Below are 16,902 nucleotides of genomic sequence, written 5' to 3'. Positions count from 1 at the left end.
TTAGTGACAGCACCCCGGTTTGTCCGCATACTGGGGCTGTCGCTTTTTAAACCAGGAAACAGTACCTCTGACAATGAATTTACAGCATCACTTTCTTATTGCCATGCCTGCTCTCCAGGATCCGATTTTTCGCCGCGCCGTGGTTTATATTTGTGAATACAATGAAGACGGCGCGATGGGCATTATCATCAACAAACCGCTGGAAAACCTGCAGGTTGAAGGGATTCTGGACAAGCTGAAAATTTCGGCTGAAGAGCGTCTGCCGGAAATCAGGCTTGATAAACCGGTGATGCTGGGCGGGCCACTCGCAGAGGATCGCGGTTTTATCCTGCATACACCGCCGGTCTTCTCTTCCAGTATTCGCATCTCTGACAACACCGTCATTACGACCTCTCGCGACGTGCTCGAAACGCTGGGTACCGCTGAGCAGCCGTCGGAAGTGCTGGTGGCCCTGGGCTACTCTTCCTGGGAGAAAGGCCAGCTTGAGCAAGAGATCCTCGATAACGCCTGGCTGACCGCGCCTGCGGACATGAACATTCTGTTTAAAACCCCTATTGCCGATCGCTGGCGTGACGCCGCGAAACTGATCGGCATTGATATCCTGACTATGCCTGGCGTAGCGGGGCATGCCTGATGAGCGGAACACTTCTGGCCTTCGATTTTGGCACCAAAAGCATAGGCGTCGCCGTGGGTCAGCGAATCACGGGTACCGCACGCCCGCTCACGGCTCTGAAGGCCAGTGACGGCACACCGGACTGGAACCTCATCGAGCGCCTGCTAAAAGAGTGGCAGCCGGATGACGTCATCGTTGGGTTACCGCTGAACATGGATGGCACTGAACAACCGCTTACCGCCCGAGCGCGTAAGTTCGCCAATAAAATCCATGGCCGCTTTGGCGTCTCCGTGAAGCTCCACGACGAGCGTCTGAGCACCGTTGAAGCACGCGCAGGTCTTTTTGAACACGGCGGCTTCAGGGCTCTCAACAAAGGCAGCGTTGACTCCGCGTCTGCTGTCATCATTCTCGAAAGCTATTTCGAACAGGGTTATTGAGCGCCGGGGCCTGGAGTTGCCCCTGCGCCCGTCTTTCAGCCAGGCTCTGGTCAAAGTTCTGCATCCCCGCCTGCTGGCCGGTTTGAATAATACCGGGCAATTGCCACGTTTTTCCTTCGCGAATGAGATTCGCCGCCGCCGGAGTATTCACCAGCAGCTCATAAAGCGCCACGCGCCCGCCCTGCGCATCGGGGAGGAGCTTTTGCGCCAGCACCGCCCGCAGGCTGCCGGCCAGCTGATTGCGCACCGGCTCTTTCTCCTGCGCCGGAAACGTATCGACCAGCCGCTCAATCGCCTGCGCTGCCCCGCGGGTATGCAGTGTCGCGAGCACCAGATGTCCGGTTTCCGCCGCCGTCAGCGCGAGGCGGATTGTTTCACTGTCGCGCAGCTCACCCAGCAGTATGACATCAGGATCCTGGCGTAACGCCCCGCGCAGCGCGTCGGCAAATGACGGGCTGTGTTGGCCAATCTCGCGCTGCTGGATCAGGCAACGTTCGCTCTGGTACAGAAACTCCACCGGGTCTTCGAGCGTCAGAATATGCCCGTCAGTATGGTGATTAAGAAAATCTACCATCGCTGCCAGCGTAGTGGACTAACCGCTGCCGGTTGCCCCGGTGACCAGGATCAACCCGTTGTCACTGGATAACAGCTCAGGAACAACCCGGGGCACCCCCAACGCGGGGAGTTGCGGGCAGACCCCGGGCAACAGCCGCAGCGTCATTGAGACGCCGCTTGTCTGTTTAAACGCGCTTCCGCGCAGGCGCTGGTTGCCCGCCAGGGTGACGGCAAAATCCACCTGCCCGTTCGCCCACCACGTTCCCTGCTGTTCATCGTTGAGCCACGCTTTTAATAGCGTATCGACTTCGGGAGGCGGAAACGGTGCGGGTTCAAGACGACCTGATCTGCGCCAGCGCGGTGGCGAATCACTGCACAGGTGTAGATCGGAGACATTATGCTTTACACTAAGGGCCACAATTTCTTCCACATCCATACAATACTCCTCGGAAAATGAACGACATTGCGCACAACCTGGCACAGGTCCGGGACAAAATCTCAGCTGCAGCAACACGTTGCGGCCGTGCTTCAGAAGAAATTACGTTACTTGCAGTGAGTAAAACCAAGCCTGCGAGCGCCATCGCAGATGCGATTGAGGCGGGTCAGCATGCGTTTGGTGAAAACTACGTGCAGGAGGGCGTGGATAAAATTCGCTTCTTCCAGGAACAGGGGAAGACGGATCTGCAATGGCACTTTATTGGCCCCTTGCAGTCGAACAAAAGCCGTCTGGTCGCTGAACATTTCGACTGGTGCCATACCATTGACCGTTTGCGTATTGCTTCGCGCCTGAACGACCAGCGCCCTGAAGCGTTACCGCCGCTGAATGTGCTGATTCAGGTCAACATCAGTGACGAAAACAGCAAGTCCGGTATTGCGCTGGAAGAACTGGATGCGCTGGCAGCAGATGTCGCGGCACTGCCGCGCTTAACCCTGCGCGGGTTAATGGCCATCCCTGCACCGGAGTCAAGTTATGAAAGGCAGTTTGCCGTGGCACAGCAAATGGCTGTAGCATTTGAGGCGCTTAAAGGGCGCTATGAAACGGTAGACACGCTTTCTCTGGGCATGTCGGATGATATGGAAGCCGCCATCGCGGCAGGCAGCACTATGGTGCGCATCGGCACAGCAATTTTCGGTGCGCGCGATTACACCCAATAATAAGGAAACCTGAGGAACGCCATGAAGACGTTGACTTTCCTGCTTTCAACGGTCATTGAGCTGTATACGATGGCGCTGTTACTGCGCGTCTGGATGCAGTGGGCCCGCTGTGATTTTTACAATCCGTTCTCGCAGTTTGTCGTGAAAATCACGCAACCTATCGTAGGACCGCTGCGTCGCGTCATTCCGGCGATGGGCCCCATTGACAGTGCTTCTCTGCTGGTCGCGTTTATTCTGAGCGTGATCAAAGCGATTGTGCTGTTTATGGTTATCACCTTCCAGCCGATAATCTGGATTGCCGCCGTTCTGATCCTGATAAAAACCGTCGGTCTGCTGATCTTCTGGGTGCTGCTGGTCATGGCGATCATGAGCTGGGTAAGCCAGGGCCGTAGTCCGGTGGAGTACGCGTTAATTCAGCTGGCTGAACCGCTGCTGCGTCCAATCCGTAACCTGCTTCCGTCTATGGGCGGCATCGATTTCTCTCCGATGATCCTGGTTCTGCTGCTGTACGTCGTGAATATGGGGATCGCTGAGCTGTTACAGTCCACGGGCGATATGCTGCTGCCGGGGCTGTGGATGGCGCTATGAGTGCAGTGAGCACCTGCGCTGACGGGCTGGTTTTACGGCTGTATATTCAGCCGAAAGCCAGCCGTGACAGTATTGTTGGACTGCATGGCGACGAGCTAAAAGTCGCCATCACTGCCCCACCGGTTGATGGCCAGGCGAATGCGCATCTGACCAAATATCTGGCAAAACAGTTTCGTGTCGCCAAAAGCCAGGTGATCATCGAGAAAGGTGAACTTGGGCGGCATAAACAGGTAAAAATTCTTAACCCGCAATCTATCCCGACGGAAGTCGCGGCGCTGACAGAGCAGGATTAAACCATGCAGAAAGTTGTTCTCGCTACCGGTAACGCCGGTAAAGTGCGCGAGCTGGCCTCGCTATTAAATGATTTTGGACTGGATGTCGTTGCACAGACCGAACTGGGTGTGGAGTCCGCTGAAGAGACAGGGCTGACGTTTATCGAAAACGCGATCCTGAAAGCGCGCCATGCCGCACAGATTACCGGTTTGCCCGCGATTGCCGACGACTCCGGTCTGGCGGTAGATGCCCTTGGCGGTGCGCCGGGTATCTACTCCGCACGCTATTCAGGCATCGATGCCACCGACCAGCAGAATCTGGAAAAGCTGCTTGTCGCGCTGAAAGACGTGCCAGATGATAAACGCCAGGCTCAGTTCCACTGCGTACTGGTCTATCTGCGTCATGCCGAAGACCCTACGCCAGTCGTCTGCCACGGCAGCTGGCCGGGTGTGATTACCCGTGAAGCGGCAGGCAGTGGTGGCTTTGGCTACGACCCGATTTTCTTTGTCCCGTCTGAGGGCAAAACCGCTGCGGAACTGTCCCGCGAAGAGAAAAGCGCGATTTCCCACCGTGGACGCGCCCTGAAACTGTTACTGGAAGCACTGCGTAATGGCTAATTTGCCGCCTCTGAGTCTTTATATTCACATCCCGTGGTGCGTGCAGAAATGCCCGTACTGCGATTTCAACTCGCACGCGCTGAAAGGTGAAGTGCCGCATGATGACTACGTTGCGCATCTGCTGGCCGACCTCGATGCCGATGTACCTTACGCACAGGGACGTGAAGTTAAGACCATTTTCATTGGTGGCGGTACGCCGAGCCTGCTTTCTGGCCCGGCGATGCAAACGCTGCTGGACGGCGTGCGTGCGCGCCTGAACCTGGCCGCGGATGCTGAAATAACAATGGAAGCCAACCCCGGCACCGTTGAAGCCGACCGTTTTGTCGATTATCAACGTGCAGGCGTAAACCGCATCTCGATCGGTGTCCAGAGCTTTAGCGAGCCGAAGCTGAAACGTCTGGGACGCATTCACGGCCCGGAAGAGGCAAAGCGCGCGGCAAACCTGGCCACTGGCTTAGGCCTGCGCAGCTTTAACCTGGATTTGATGCACGGCCTGCCGGACCAGTCGCTGGAGGAAGCGCTGGACGATCTGCGTCAGGCGATCGCGCTTAACCCACCGCATCTCTCATGGTATCAGCTGACTATTGAGCCAAACACGCTGTTTGGTTCCCGTCCGCCGGTGCTGCCGGATGATGACGCCCTGTGGGATATCTTTGAGCAAGGTCATCAGCTTTTGACCGCGGCAGGTTATCAGCAATACGAAACCTCCGCATACGCGAAGCCGGGTTACCAGTGTCAGCACAACCTGAACTACTGGCGCTTTGGTGATTATCTGGGGATTGGCTGTGGCGCACACGGTAAAGTAACCTTCCCTGACGGGCGCATCCTGCGTACCGCCAAAACGCGTCATCCGCGTGGTTACATGGAAGGCCGCTACCTTGAACGTCAGCATGATGTTGAGGCGGCGGATAAACCGTTTGAGTTCTTTATGAACCGCTTCCGCTTGCTGGAACCCGCACCACGTGCGGAGTTTGCGCGTTATACCGGATTGCCGGAAGCCACGATTCGTCCGCAGATTGACGAGGCGCTGGCGCAGGGATATCTCACCGAGTGTGAGGATTACTGGCAGATCACCGAGCACGGCAAACTGTTTTTAAACTCCCTGCTTGAGTTGTTCCTCGCAGAAGATTCCTGAAGGCTGATTCAGGATTTTGCACCCCATTCTGCCGGCTGAGGGAAAGGCTGGCAGAGTGTGGGGATGGATATTACTCGAACTTATGCAAAACAGCTCAGACGGGAGCTGACAAAAGAAGAAAGACGGCTTTGGTATCTACTGCGCAGCCGCCGTTTCGAAAATTATAAATTTCGTCGACAACATCCTGTAGATTACTACATTCTGGATTTCGCCTGCTGCGCGGCTCATCTGGCTATTGAACTGGATGGCGGGCAACATGATGAAAAGCAGGAATACGATCGTCAAAGAACGTGCTGGCTTAACGAGAAAGGCTGGTATGTCATTCGATTTTGGAACAACGAACTCTGGAATAACGAAGAAGCGGTGTTAGAAAAGATCCTTGAAACACTGCAAATGCTGCAACCCTCACCCCGGCCTTCTCTCTAAAAGGGAAAGGGCGCAAACCATCCCCTCGCCCCTTTGGGGAGAGGTTTAGGGTGAGGGGAAATTACTTCAGCGTTCCCACCAGCGCCTTGCGGCTATCTTCCAGCGACACTACGCGCTTACAGACGTCTTTGCCGAACTGCTGGAAATCGTCTTCCTGGTTCTTCCACTCGTTCTGAATCGAGGTCTGCAGACCGCCCAGGCTACCGAGCACGCCCTGCAGTGGGTTACCGCCGCCTTTCAGCACCGCTTTAGCCCCCATCTCGTTAATGCTGTCCTGCAGGATGCCACCCATTGCCTGGTTCACCAGCTGCTGACCGTCGGCACGAACCTGATCGATTGCCTTGTAATGGAACGTCAGGCCGTCGGCGCGATGCTCAATAATGCGGTTCATCTGCTCTTTCAGCTGTTTGTCGAGCTTCGTCAGGCGGGTGCGCATGTTACTGCTCTCTCCCACCTCTTTGGTGATGATCTTATCCAGCGCGACGCGGCTCTTCTCTACGCGCGTCAGGGCACCTTCATCAATCCACGGCAGCGCGGTACGCAAATCGGCCTGGTAGTCTTTCGCCTGCTCACGCTGAGCGGGGGTCAGGTTGTACTGTTTACCGTTAAATGTGACGTTCCCGTCCGGCGTAATCACCAGATGGCCGTTCTCGCCTTTGACCTGCACGGTTTGCGGGCTTAACACCACGTCATCACGCGGGGTGACGCTACATTTATACTCCGCATGAGCGGTGAATCCGGTTGCCATTAAGGCAACAGCCAGCAACGTTTTGCGCATCTTAAACACTCCCTCAGACAAAATGGGCCAGCTAATGCTGGCCCCTTACTGCTTAATTAGTCCCACCAAACGTCAAAAAGTTCGCTGACGCGGACATCTTCCAGTTTGTGGTCTTCAAGCCATTTGCGCACAAGCGCCTGATGTTCTTCGGTGCATTTACCGACTTCCTGGGTGCAGATCAGACCTTCCCATGCCAGGTAACCGCTACCATCAAAGGCCAGCTTGTTTGGCTCGATCACTTCATTAATGAACGCATCTACGTCCTGATCGATCTGGTCTACACTGGTGCCTTCCGGGAAACGCCACGCAACGGAGAAGCCCACTTCCTGGAATTCTTCGATGTGCATTTTTTTACGCAGACGACGGCTACGATTCTTTGCCATTATTTCACCCTCTCGAACATTAAGTCCCATACGCCGTGACCAAGACGATGGCCACGCTGTTCAAATTTTGTCACCGGACGTGAATCCGGACGCGGTACATAGTCGTTGCTTGCAGACTGGTTTTTATACCCGTCCAGAGACGACATGACTTCCAGCATATGTTCCGCATAAGGTTCCCAGTCGGTCGCCATATGGAAGACACCGCCCAGTTTCAGCTTACTTTTTACCAGCTCAGCAAACGGCGCCTGAACGATACGGCGTTTATTATGCCGTGCTTTGTGCCACGGGTCAGGGAAAAAGAGCTGAACCATGGTCAAAGAATTGTCAGGAATCATTTTGTGCAGCACTTCAACCGCGTCGTGACACATAACGCGCAGGTTCTCAACGCCCTCTTCATGAGCCGTTGCCAGACATGCGCCTACGCCTGGTGAGTGCACCTCAATGCCGAGGAAATTTTGCTCCGGGCGCGCGTGGGCCATGGTAACCAGTGAAGACCCCATACCGAAGCCAATCTCCAGTGTTACCGGCGCGTCGCGGCCAAACAGCTCGGTAAAGTCCAGAGGCTGCTCGCTGAACTCAACGCCCATCACCGGCCAGTAGTTGTCCAGCGCATGTTGCTGCCCTTTGGTCAGGCGACCCTGACGGCGGACAAAGCTGCGAATACGGCGCAGCGGGCGACCGTTTTCATCAAATTCCGGTGAAATGACGTCGTTTTTCATAAAAGAGTTGTCTGCTTGTGAGAATGTTCGGGAAACGGGCATTATCCAAAGTTAAGGCTTCTATGCAAGCATGGGAAAGATCCGGTTTACAGCAGATTGACGCTGTGCTGCAATCGGCGTCCCTGATTATGCGAATCGATGACCATGCAAGCCTCTCAATTTTCAGCCCAGGTGCTGGACTGGTACGACAAATACGGGCGTAAAACCCTGCCCTGGCAAATTGAAAAAACGCCTTACAAAGTATGGCTCTCCGAAGTGATGTTGCAACAAACGCAGGTCGCTACGGTGATTCCTTACTTCGAGCGCTTTATGGCACGTTTCCCAACGGTGACCGACCTGGCCAATGCGCCATTAGACGAGGTGCTGCACCTGTGGACCGGTCTCGGTTACTACGCCCGTGCGCGCAATTTGCATAAAGCCGCGCAGCAGGTGGCGACCCGACACCACGGCACATTTCCGGAAACCTTCGATGAAGTGGCCGATTTGCCCGGCGTCGGACGTTCAACCGCTGGCGCAATCCTCTCCCTGTCTTTAGGTAAACATTTCCCGATCCTCGACGGCAACGTGAAGCGCGTCCTCGCACGATGCTATGCCGTTGACGGCTGGCCGGGAAAAAAAGAGGTCGAAAAACGGCTGTGGGAGATCAGCGAAGCGGTTACCCCGGCAAAAGGCGTGGAGCGCTTTAACCAGGCGATGATGGACCTGGGGGCCATGGTCTGCACGCGATCAAAACCGAAATGCGAACTTTGCCCGGTCAATAATCTCTGCGTGGCTTATGCGAACCACGCATGGGCGCAGTATCCGGGCAAAAAGCCAAAGCAGACGCTGCCAGAGCGCACCGGCTACATGCTGTTGATGCAGCATGGCGAAGGCGTCTTTCTGGCGCAGCGGCCGCCGAGCGGCCTGTGGGGTGGTCTATACTGCTTCCCACAGTTTGAAGATGAAGAATTGTTACGGGAATGGCTTAAACAGCGCGGCATCGCTGCCGATAACCTGACGCAGCTGACCGCGTTTCGTCATACCTTTAGCCATTTCCATCTGGATATTGTACCGATGTGGCTTCCCGTGTCCTCAATCACCGCCTGCATGGATGAAGGAACGGCTCTCTGGTATAACTTAGCGCAACCGCCATCAGTCGGGCTGGCGGCTCCCGTGGAGCGCCTGTTACAGCAATTACGTGCCGGTGCAATGGTTTAGCATCAGCCACCAACAGAGGAATGAGTATGGCCAGAACTATTTTTTGTACTTTCCTGCAGCGTGACGCTGAAGGCCAGGATTTCCAGCTTTATCCGGGCGAACTGGGTAAGCGCATCTATAACGAAATTTCCAAAGAAGCCTGGGGACAGTGGCAGAAAAAACAGACCATGCTGATCAACGAGAAGAAACTCAGCATGATGAACCCGGAGCACCGCAAACTGCTTGAGCAGGAGATGGTGAACTTCCTGTTCGAAGGCAAAGACGTCCACATCGAAGGCTATACGCCACCGGAACAATAACAGCGTGCGGGGGCAACTCCGCCGTACAAGCAAACACAACACGCACTCCCGGAATGATGAAAAAATTTTTAGCGCTAGCCCTTGTTGCGCCGTTGCTTGTCTCTTGTTCTTCCAAAAAAGGCGATGATTACAACGAAGCCTGGATAAAGGACACTAACGGTTTTGACATTTTGATGGGGCAGTTTGCCCATAACATCGAAAATATATGGGGATTTAACGAAGTTCTTATTGCCGGACCTAAGGACTACGTTAAGTACACCGACGCCTATCAGACCCGTAGCCACATCAACTTTGATGAGGGGACTATCACGGTTGAAACCATCGCAGGCACCGAACCTGCCGCACGGTTACGCCAGGCGATCGTGAAAACCTTGCTGATGGGTGACGATCCAGGCTCAATCGATCTCTACTCCGACGCCGATGACATCACCATCTCCAAAGAACCGTTCCTGTACGGCCAGGTTGTCGATCAGACCGGACAGGCCATTCGCTGGGAAGGGCGTGCCACAAAATTTGCCGATTATCTGCTGCAGACGCGCCTGAAAAGCCGCTCTAACGGCCTGAAGATCATCTACAGCGTCACCATTAACCTCGTGCCGAACCACCTCGACAAACGTGCGCATAAGTACATTGGCATGGTGCGTCAGGCCTCGCGTAAGTACGGCGTGGATGAGTCGCTGATCCTGGCGATCATGCAGACCGAATCGTCGTTTAACCCGTACGCGGTAAGCCGTTCCGACGCGCTGGGACTGATGCAGGTCGTGCAGCACAGCGCAGGTAAAGACGTCTTCCGCGCTCAGGGTAAATCCGGTACGCCGAGCCGCAGTTATCTGTTCGATCCGCAAAGCAACATTGATACCGGTACCGCCTACCTGGCGATGCTCAACAATGTCTACCTGGGCGGGATTGATAACCCGACATCACGTCGCTATGCGGTGATCACCGCGTATAACGGCGGTGCGGGCAGCGTCCTGCGCGTCTTCTCGAGTGACAAAGTGCAGGCGGCGAATATCATCAACAGTATGGCGCCGGGGGATGTCTATTCCACGCTCACCACCCGACACCCGTCTGCGGAATCGCGTCGTTATCTGTATAAAGTGAACACGGCGCAAAAAAACTACCGTCGACGCTAAACCCTTTACCCTGCCCTCTTCCTGTGGGAGAGGGCCAGGGTGAGGGCATCAGACCGCACCTTCCCCGCTCCCACCCATACGAAAATGTTATTTGCATCACAATCCAAACTGCAAATTAATGTGGATTGCATTTTTTTGCGGGAGGTAACAAAACATAACCTCGCCTGCTGATAGAATTGCATCAAATAACAACCCTGAATGTTCCTATAACAACATATCTCCCGCTCACTTGTGAGGAAAGTAACATGAACCTTAAGCTGCAGCTTAAAATATTGTCGTTTCTGCAGTTCTGCCTGTGGGGTAGCTGGCTGACTACACTCGGCTCCTATATGTTTGTGACGCTCAAGTTCGATGGTGCGTCTATCGGTGCCGTCTACAGCTCGCTCGGCATTGCGGCTGTCTTTATGCCAACGCTGCTGGGGATCGTGGCGGATAAATGGTTAAGTGCGAAATGGCTGTACATGCTTTGCCATCTGGTGGGTGCGGGGACGCTGTTTATGGCAGCCCAGGTCACCACGCCGGGGGCGATGTTCATGGTGATCCTGTTTAACTCGCTGGCCTACATGCCAACGCTTGGCCTGATCAACACCATCTCCTACTACCGCCTGAAATCTGCCGGTATGGAAATCGTCACCGATTTCCCACCAATCCGTATCTGGGGCACCATCGGCTTTATCATGGCAATGTGGGGCGTGAGCTTCGCAGGCTTCGAACTGAGCCATATGCAGCTCTACATCGGGGCGGCACTCTCCGTGGTGCTGGCGCTGTTCACCCTGACCCTGCCGCATATTCCGGTGTCTAACCAGCAGAAAAACCAGAGCTGGAGCACCATGCTCGGTCTGGACGCCTTTGCGCTGTTTAAAAACAAACGCATGGCGATCTTCTTTATCTTCTCCATGCTGCTGGGTGCGGAACTGCAGATCACCAACATGTTCGGCAACACCTTCCTGCACAGCTTCGACAATAACCCGCTGTTCTCTGGCAGCTTTATCGTTGAACATGCGTCAGTGATGATGTCCATCTCTCAGATCTCTGAGACGCTGTTCATCCTGACCATCCCGTTCTTCCTGAGCCGCTACGGCATCAAGAACGTCATGCTGATCAGTATCGCTGCATGGATGTTGCGCTTCGGTCTGTTTGCCTACGGCGACCCAAGCCCGTTCGGTACCGTGCTGCTGGTTCTGTCGATGATTGTTTACGGCTGCGCCTTCGACTTCTTCAACATCTCTGGTTCGGTGTTTGTGGAAAAAGAGGTGAAACCTGAAATTCGCGCCAGTGCTCAGGGTATGTTCCTGATGATGACCAACGGCTTCGGCTGTATTCTGGGCGGTGTGGTGAGCGGTAAAGTGGTTGAGATGTACACCACTAACGGCATCACCAACTGGCAGCCCGTGTGGCTTATCTTCGCCGCGTACTCATTGGTACTGTTCTTCGCGTTTATCGCACTGTTCAAGTACAAGCACGTACGCGAACCGCACGCTGCGCAGCCTATCGCGCATTAATGATTATCCCCTCTCCTTTCAGGAGAGGGGTAATTTCGCCAGCACCCATCCTACCGACAATAAATCCGCACTGCCGCCCGGGCTTAAATTCCGTTCAATGAGCGCATTGTCCATCTGTATTAATGCATCACGATCCCAGCCACGCGTCAGTAATGCCCGCGCATACCCCTGCACATAACGCAGCCCTTCCATACCGCCGCGCGACACCAGGTTACTGTCCTGATTCATCGCCATCAGGCGCAGCAGCAGGTCATGCAGCGCGTGCCCGTTCCATTGCGCCAGCGCTGCACGCACCGTAGCAAAACCGCTTTCCGCTTCGCCCCGTGCGCCGGTTAACCCATACTGCTGAAACTGCCGCTCCCCTGCCGTCGCCTGTCCACTGCGTGCTGCCAGCTCACGCGCTACCAGCCCGCGACAGAGGTGACTCACCTCACTACAGAGGCTCTCAGCCGTGGCGTGTTTCACACGTCCGGCGGCAAAGCACAGCAAACCGAGGGCAAAAATGCCGCCTTTATGCGTGTTCACCCCGCATGTTGCAGCGTACATTGCCTGTTCACAGGCAATGCCCATCGGGCGAATGATCCGTATTTGTTCCGCCGCGGGTTTATCCGCATGGGTATGACCCAGCTCTGCAAAGCGCGCAAACCACGGGGTGATAGCCGCAATACTGCGGGCAAACAGCGCATGGTCCATATCGCGGTGTGCACCGTTGTTGAGCTTATCCACCAGACCCGGCTTTGGCGTCAACGCCAGCTCCTGCCATAACGCCTCTTCGGCAAGCCCTGGCACATCGCATGGCTGCGGGTTAGTCGCGAGCAAACCAGTCATCGATCATCTTCTCCACGCGAGCCACCACCTGCTCTACAGGATGCTTACGCGAACGAGAACAGGCGTGGGCAGGCTCATCACATACCAGACAGCGCCGGAGATGTGTCCCTAAAGACTGGCGCCCCACATGCCCCTGTACCGGGCAGATCACATCCAAATCCCACAGCCTGCCGAGTGGGTGAGTCTGCTCCAGATCCGTACAGTGCGCTTTGATTTCCGCCGCCGGATGCGCCACGCACCAGATTGCTTCTGGCCCGGTGGGCAGCCACAGCACCTGGCGGTCCAGCACCTGCCAGCGGTTTTCCCACAGCAGCTGGTCGCACATCTGCAATGCCACGCCCATCGTATTGCGATAGCGCAGGCTGTCTTTGATCTCCCCGGGGGTGACGAGCGTGAGAGAAATCACCGGTTGTTGATAGTGCGTGAGCCAGTCAGTCTGGCGTGCTGCACGGCGCTCTTTCGCCGCCAGCAGCTCCTCCAGGCTGACACCCGCCCGCACGGGTGTCGCTACAGTCATCATTACTCCTTCACCTGTCGAACGGTGTCGATAACGCTGCCGTCGCGGTAGCGGATCACACCGACGATTTTGTCGGTAAACTCAATGGGTTTTGGTACGCCGGTCAGTGATATCGCCCGCTCGAAAAGCGCATTGATATCGACAACGTTGAGGCCTGCGGCAAGCAGTCGTTCGCGGATTTCCGGGCGTGCCGGGTTAACCGCGATGCCGTGATCGGTGACCAGCACGTCGATACTCTCCCCGGGCGTCAGCCGGGTGGTCACCCGCTTCACGACGGTTGGAATACGGCTACGCAGCAGGGGGGCGACCACGATGGTCAGGTTCGCCGCCGCGGCCACATCACAATGTCCGCCGGATGCCCCACGCATTACGCCGTCAGAGCCGGTAATAACATTGACGTTAAAATCGACGTCAATTTCCAGGGCGCTCAGGATCACCACATCAAGCTGGTCGCAGCTTGCTGCCTTGCTGCCGGGGTTGGCATAAACGTTGGTGGAGATCTCCACATGATTCGGATTTCGTGCCAGCGAGGCCGCGGCCTGGCCATCGAAACACTGGGTATCGAGCAGCTTTTCGATCAGGCCTTTCTCGTGCAGATCCACCAGGCTGCCGGTAATGCCCCCGAGCGCGAAGCGCGCCTTCACGCCGCTGCGCTCCATTTTCTCCTCCATAAAGCGGGTACAGGCGGTAGCCGCCGCACCGGAGCCGGTCTGCATGGAAAAACCGGGTTTGAAATAGCCTGAATGTTCAATCACATCCGCCGCGTAGCGGGCAATCATCAGCTCACGCGGATTACTGGTCACGCGAGCTGCACCGACGCTGATTTTCGCCGGGTCACCCACGCTCTCCACCTGCACAATGTAATCCACCTGATCCTGCACCAGGCTGGCGGGCATATTCGGGAACGGCACCAGTTCTTCGGTCAGCAGCACCACCTTGCGGGCAAAATGCGCATCCACCATTGCATAGCCAAGCGAGCCGCAGCACGATTTCCCGTGCGTGCCGTTGGCGTTGCCAAATTCATCGCTGCACGGCACGCCAAGAAACGCCACGTCGATATTCAGCTCGCCGTCCTGCAACAGCTTCACGCGCCCGCCGTGGGAGTGAATTTGTACCGGCTCGGCCATCAACCCGTGTGAGATAGCGTCCGCCAGCTTGCCACGCATACCGGAGGTGTAAATCCGGGTGATAACGCCGCTTTCGATGTGTTCGATCAGCGCGTCGTTACAGGTCATCAGCGAGCTGGAAGCCAGCGTCAGGTTTTTAAAGCCCATACGCGCAAGCAGCGCCACGACGGTATTGATCACCCGGTCGCCTTCGCGAAACGCGTGGTGGAAGGAGACGGTCATCCCGTCCTGTAACCCGCTGCGTAACACCGCCTCTTCGACCGAAGCACAGAGCTTACGGGTGTGTTTTTCGTCAGGGCTGTTCAGCCATGGCGTTGCGCTGTGGGCGGCATCAAACGGTTTTAAGTCCCGCAGATGGGGGAAATTCACATGGAGAAGTTCTATCTGATTCATTGTGTAATCCTTAACGACGCACGCCGGAGGCCGCCGCGCGTTCCAGCACCATCTGCGCGTGGTTAATAATAGGGGCATCGACCATTTTGCCGTTGAGCGACACGACGCCCAGGCCGTTACGCTCCCCCTCTTCTGCCGCTTCAATCACCCGTTTCGCGTGATCCACTTCCTGCTGGGTTGGGGCATAGGCGTTATGTAACAGGTCAATCTGACGTGGGTTAATCAGCGATTTACCGTTAAAGCCCATCTTGCGGATCAAATCGACCTCGCGCAGGAAGCCGGCTTCATCGTTAACGTCCGACCACACCACGTCGAAAGCGTCGATACCCGCGGCGCGGGCGGCGTGCAGCACGGCACAGCGGGCATAAAACAGCTCAGTGCCATCCCCGCGTTCCGTCTGCATGTCCATCACATAATCAAAGGCGGCCAGCGCGATCCCGATTAAGCGCGGAGAACTGCGGGCAATGGCCACGGCGTTAATCACCCCAATCGCCGATTCAATAGCCGCCATGACGCGGGTCGAGCCCGGCTCGCGCCCGCATTCACGCTCAATACGCGCCAGATGCCCTTCCAGCTCATCGATATCCTCTGGGGTGTCGGTTTTCGGCAATCGAATCACGTCCACCCCTGCCCGCACGGCGGCTTCCAGATCCAGCAAGCCAAACGGCGTGCTCAGCGGGTTAATGCGCACCACGGTTTCGATATCCTGATACATCGGGTGCTGCAGGGCATGAAACACCAGCATGCGCGCGGTATCCTTCTCGCGCAGGGCGACGGCGTCTTCAAGGTCAAACATGATGGAGTCCGGGCGGTAGATAAATGCCGTAGAGAGCATGGCGGCGTTTGCGCCCGGCAGGAACAGCATACTGCGGCGGAGTTTGCTCATTTCAGCGCCCCCCAGTTGAGTGTCGGCTCAACGGCTGCGCGCAGGAGCGCACTTTGCAGGCGGGCGCGGATCACACAGTCCAGCGCCCCTTTGTCTTCAACAATAATTAATCCCTGGTGCACGTTCATGGCGCGCAATGTGTCGTTAACGACCTGGCGAATATGTTCGCCAAACTGCTTAATCACTTCACTGTGGATGATAATTTCCAGCTCACCCTGAGCGGGGGCAATTTTTACCATCAGGTCGCTGGACTCCTGTGTACCGGCCAGCGCCTCCCTAACAATTTTCATGATAAATTCCTGATAGTTATGCGACTTCCGCACTCGCACGGTAATGCGTTTCGAGGTGCGCGAAGGTGGAGTCCGGGACAATCTCCCGGATCCGGGAAAACTGCTGTGTCTTCAGCAAGCGGCGGACTTCCGACGCGGAAATAGCGTTGCCGGTGACCTTGATGCGCGGCATTTCCACCACGTCAATCTGCGAGGCCAGCAGGTCGTGCAGCGTCTGGTTGTACTGACGGGTGATATCGCAAAACGGCTCCGAACCGATAAAGCGATGCGTAATACCCAGCGCCGGAGCGATGAAGTCCCGGAAGATCAGCACATCGATTTCGCTCCACGCCTGCTGTACTTTGCCGGTCTCTTTCAGGAAGTAGGCCGGGAACGTGGCGCGGGAGATGATGTACTGCGATCCTTCATGCACAATCACGTTCGGCAGATGCGCCACGCCCGCCCGTACCATCTCTAGCCGGGCGCTGAACGGGAAGAACGAGGCATCCTCGCGCACCACAAACAGATGCAGCGCATCGCACTGCCCCGCGGCCTGCTCGACCAGATGCCGGTGGCCGAGGGTAAACGGATTCGCATTCATCACGATCGCGCCAATCTTCTTCCCGGCCTTGCGCTGGCACTTGAGCGCGCGGCAGTAGCGCTGGATCCCCTGCGGGGTGTTCTCCATCAGCACCGCGTTGTTCCCGCTCTGGGCAATCGGCCAGAAGCCGCTGCGGCCAAAGCGCTCCTTGTTGCACGGACGGGTGCAGAGGAAGAGGTGAAAATGGCCGCGCTCCAGCGCCGCATTTTCCACCTCTGCCAGCAACCGTGCGCTGAGGTTCTCCCCACGAAGCTGCTCGTTTACCGCCACGCACTTGATGACGTTAGCGGCAAGCCCGGCACAACCCACCAGCTGCGTGCCGGACCAGGCTTCGACAAACAGCGTGATGTCGTTGTCCAGGCCAAGGCCGCTGTCTGCCAGCAGGTAACGGATCTGGCTTAAGCGTTCCGGGTGTTTCGCCACAAGGGTGTGGCGAAAATCAATAGTGGGTTGACTGTTCATGCCGTTTTA

21 protein-coding genes and 1 pseudogene are annotated in these 16,902 nt (G+C 56.2%); 12 read left to right on the top strand and 10 right to left on the bottom strand.

The window, feature by feature from the left end; translation table 11 throughout:
• Window positions 1-73: 73 nt before the first annotated feature.
• Window positions 74-634: a YqgE/AlgH family protein gene (locus tag BH714_RS21030; RefSeq protein ID WP_020883695.1), complete on the top strand. Its 561-nt coding sequence runs from the start codon at window positions 74-76 to the stop codon at window positions 632-634.
• Entirely contained in the window at window positions 634-1,050 is a 417-nt protein-coding gene (ruvX, locus tag BH714_RS21025) for a Holliday junction resolvase RuvX (RefSeq protein WP_014171567.1), read from the top strand. The genes BH714_RS21030 and ruvX overlap by 1 nt, the downstream gene beginning before the upstream one ends.
• Here ruvX and BH714_RS21020 read toward each other — a convergent pair.
• A pseudogene (locus tag BH714_RS21020) lies at window positions 1,016-2,041 on the bottom strand (type IV pilus twitching motility protein PilT). The gene ruvX and the pseudogene BH714_RS21020 sit on opposite strands and share 35 nt — an antisense overlap.
• Before the next feature lie 17 nt (window positions 2,042-2,058).
• Between BH714_RS21020 and BH714_RS21015 the strand changes: the two are divergent.
• From BH714_RS21015 to BH714_RS20990, 6 genes are all read left to right on the top strand, one after another.
• On the top strand, window positions 2,059-2,760 hold the full coding sequence (locus tag BH714_RS21015) for a YggS family pyridoxal phosphate-dependent enzyme (protein ID WP_040018849.1): 702 nt from the start codon (window positions 2,059-2,061) through the stop codon (window positions 2,758-2,760).
• A 21-nt stretch (window positions 2,761-2,781) separates the two neighbouring features.
• Window positions 2,782-3,348, top strand: a complete 567-nt coding sequence (locus tag BH714_RS21010; protein WP_014171570.1) for a YggT family protein — start codon at window positions 2,782-2,784, stop codon at window positions 3,346-3,348.
• Entirely contained in the window at window positions 3,345-3,641 is a 297-nt protein-coding gene (yggU, locus tag BH714_RS21005) for a DUF167 family protein YggU (RefSeq protein ID WP_014885193.1), read from the top strand. The genes BH714_RS21010 and yggU overlap by 4 nt, the downstream gene beginning before the upstream one ends.
• Window positions 3,642-3,644: 3 nt before the next feature.
• Complete coding sequence (locus BH714_RS21000) at window positions 3,645-4,238, top strand: XTP/dITP diphosphatase (RefSeq protein WP_040018848.1); 594 nt, start codon at window positions 3,645-3,647, stop codon at window positions 4,236-4,238.
• Window positions 4,231-5,373, top strand: a complete 1,143-nt coding sequence (gene hemW, locus BH714_RS20995; protein WP_014171573.1) for a radical SAM family heme chaperone HemW — start codon at window positions 4,231-4,233, stop codon at window positions 5,371-5,373. The genes BH714_RS21000 and hemW overlap by 8 nt, the downstream gene beginning before the upstream one ends.
• Before the next feature lie 63 nt (window positions 5,374-5,436).
• The gene (locus tag BH714_RS20990) at window positions 5,437-5,799 is read left to right on the top strand and encodes an endonuclease domain-containing protein (RefSeq protein WP_040018847.1); all 363 of its coding nucleotides are present in this window, start codon (window positions 5,437-5,439) and stop codon (window positions 5,797-5,799) included.
• Between the two features lie 61 nt (window positions 5,800-5,860).
• Here the strand turns inward: BH714_RS20990 and BH714_RS20985 are convergent, their stop codons facing one another.
• The 3 genes from BH714_RS20985 to trmB are packed head-to-tail and all read right to left on the bottom strand — an operon-like array spanning window position 5,861 to window position 7,679.
• Window positions 5,861-6,577 (bottom strand): YggN family protein, encoded by a 717-nt coding sequence (locus BH714_RS20985; protein ID WP_040018846.1) that lies wholly within the window; start codon window positions 6,575-6,577, stop codon window positions 5,861-5,863.
• Window positions 6,578-6,633: 56 nt separating this feature from the next.
• Window positions 6,634-6,960, bottom strand: a complete 327-nt coding sequence (locus tag BH714_RS20980; RefSeq protein WP_020883688.1) for a YggL family protein — start codon at window positions 6,958-6,960, stop codon at window positions 6,634-6,636.
• Window positions 6,960-7,679: a tRNA (guanosine(46)-N7)-methyltransferase TrmB gene (trmB, locus tag BH714_RS20975; RefSeq protein WP_020883687.1), complete on the bottom strand. Its 720-nt coding sequence runs from the start codon at window positions 7,677-7,679 to the stop codon at window positions 6,960-6,962. Before trmB ends, BH714_RS20980 begins: the two co-directional genes overlap by 1 nt.
• A gap of 144 nt (window positions 7,680-7,823) precedes the next feature.
• Here trmB and mutY point away from each other — a divergent pair, with 144 nt between their 5' ends.
• The 4 genes from mutY (at window position 7,824) to BH714_RS20955 (ending at window position 11,810) form a co-directional block, all read left to right on the top strand.
• Window positions 7,824-8,876 carry an A/G-specific adenine glycosylase gene (gene mutY, locus BH714_RS20970; RefSeq protein WP_169745948.1) on the top strand — a complete coding sequence of 351 codons (1,053 nt, stop codon included), beginning with the start codon at window positions 7,824-7,826 and terminating at the stop codon, window positions 8,874-8,876.
• 26 nt (window positions 8,877-8,902) lie between these two features.
• Entirely contained in the window at window positions 8,903-9,175 is a 273-nt protein-coding gene (locus BH714_RS20965) for an oxidative damage protection protein (RefSeq protein ID WP_032678953.1), read from the top strand.
• A 56-nt stretch (window positions 9,176-9,231) separates the two neighbouring features.
• A complete protein-coding gene (mltC, locus tag BH714_RS20960) occupies window positions 9,232-10,308 on the top strand; it encodes a membrane-bound lytic murein transglycosylase MltC (RefSeq protein ID WP_025203253.1) in 1,077 nt (358 codons plus the stop codon).
• 245 nt (window positions 10,309-10,553) lie between these two features.
• Window positions 10,554-11,810 carry a nucleoside permease gene (locus BH714_RS20955; protein WP_020883685.1) on the top strand — a complete coding sequence of 419 codons (1,257 nt, stop codon included), beginning with the start codon at window positions 10,554-10,556 and terminating at the stop codon, window positions 11,808-11,810.
• A gap of 18 nt (window positions 11,811-11,828) precedes the next feature.
• Here BH714_RS20955 and citG read toward each other — a convergent pair whose 3' ends face one another.
• From citG to citC, 6 genes are read right to left on the bottom strand one after another with little or no spacing between them, the layout of a single operon-like run.
• Entirely contained in the window at window positions 11,829-12,638 is an 810-nt protein-coding gene (gene citG, locus BH714_RS20950; RefSeq protein WP_020883684.1) for a triphosphoribosyl-dephospho-CoA synthase CitG, read from the bottom strand.
• Window positions 12,616-13,155 (bottom strand): citrate lyase holo-[acyl-carrier protein] synthase, encoded by a 540-nt coding sequence (gene citX / locus BH714_RS20945; RefSeq protein ID WP_040018845.1) that lies wholly within the window; start codon window positions 13,153-13,155, stop codon window positions 12,616-12,618. Before citX ends, citG begins: the two co-directional genes overlap by 23 nt.
• 2 nt (window positions 13,156-13,157) lie before the next feature.
• The gene (gene citF, locus BH714_RS20940) at window positions 13,158-14,675 is read right to left on the bottom strand and encodes a citrate lyase subunit alpha (RefSeq protein WP_040018844.1); all 1,518 of its coding nucleotides are present in this window, start codon (window positions 14,673-14,675) and stop codon (window positions 13,158-13,160) included.
• A gap of 10 nt (window positions 14,676-14,685) precedes the next feature.
• Window positions 14,686-15,561, bottom strand: a complete 876-nt coding sequence (gene citE, locus BH714_RS20935) for a citrate (pro-3S)-lyase subunit beta (RefSeq protein WP_014171585.1) — start codon at window positions 15,559-15,561, stop codon at window positions 14,686-14,688.
• The gene (gene citD, locus BH714_RS20930; RefSeq protein ID WP_040018843.1) at window positions 15,558-15,851 is read right to left on the bottom strand and encodes a citrate lyase acyl carrier protein; all 294 of its coding nucleotides are present in this window, start codon (window positions 15,849-15,851) and stop codon (window positions 15,558-15,560) included. Before citD ends, citE begins: the two co-directional genes overlap by 4 nt.
• A gap of 16 nt (window positions 15,852-15,867) precedes the next feature.
• Window positions 15,868-16,893 carry a [citrate (pro-3S)-lyase] ligase gene (citC, locus tag BH714_RS20925; RefSeq protein ID WP_014171587.1) on the bottom strand — a complete coding sequence of 342 codons (1,026 nt, stop codon included), beginning with the start codon at window positions 16,891-16,893 and terminating at the stop codon, window positions 15,868-15,870.
• Between the last annotated feature and the right edge of the window lie 9 nt (window positions 16,894-16,902).

The organism is Enterobacter ludwigii (assembly GCF_001750725.1).
GTDB lineage: Bacteria > Pseudomonadota > Gammaproteobacteria > Enterobacterales > Enterobacteriaceae > Enterobacter > Enterobacter ludwigii.
Note: the sequence above shows the minus strand (reverse complement) of the source record. Positions and strands in the feature narration are given on the sequence as shown.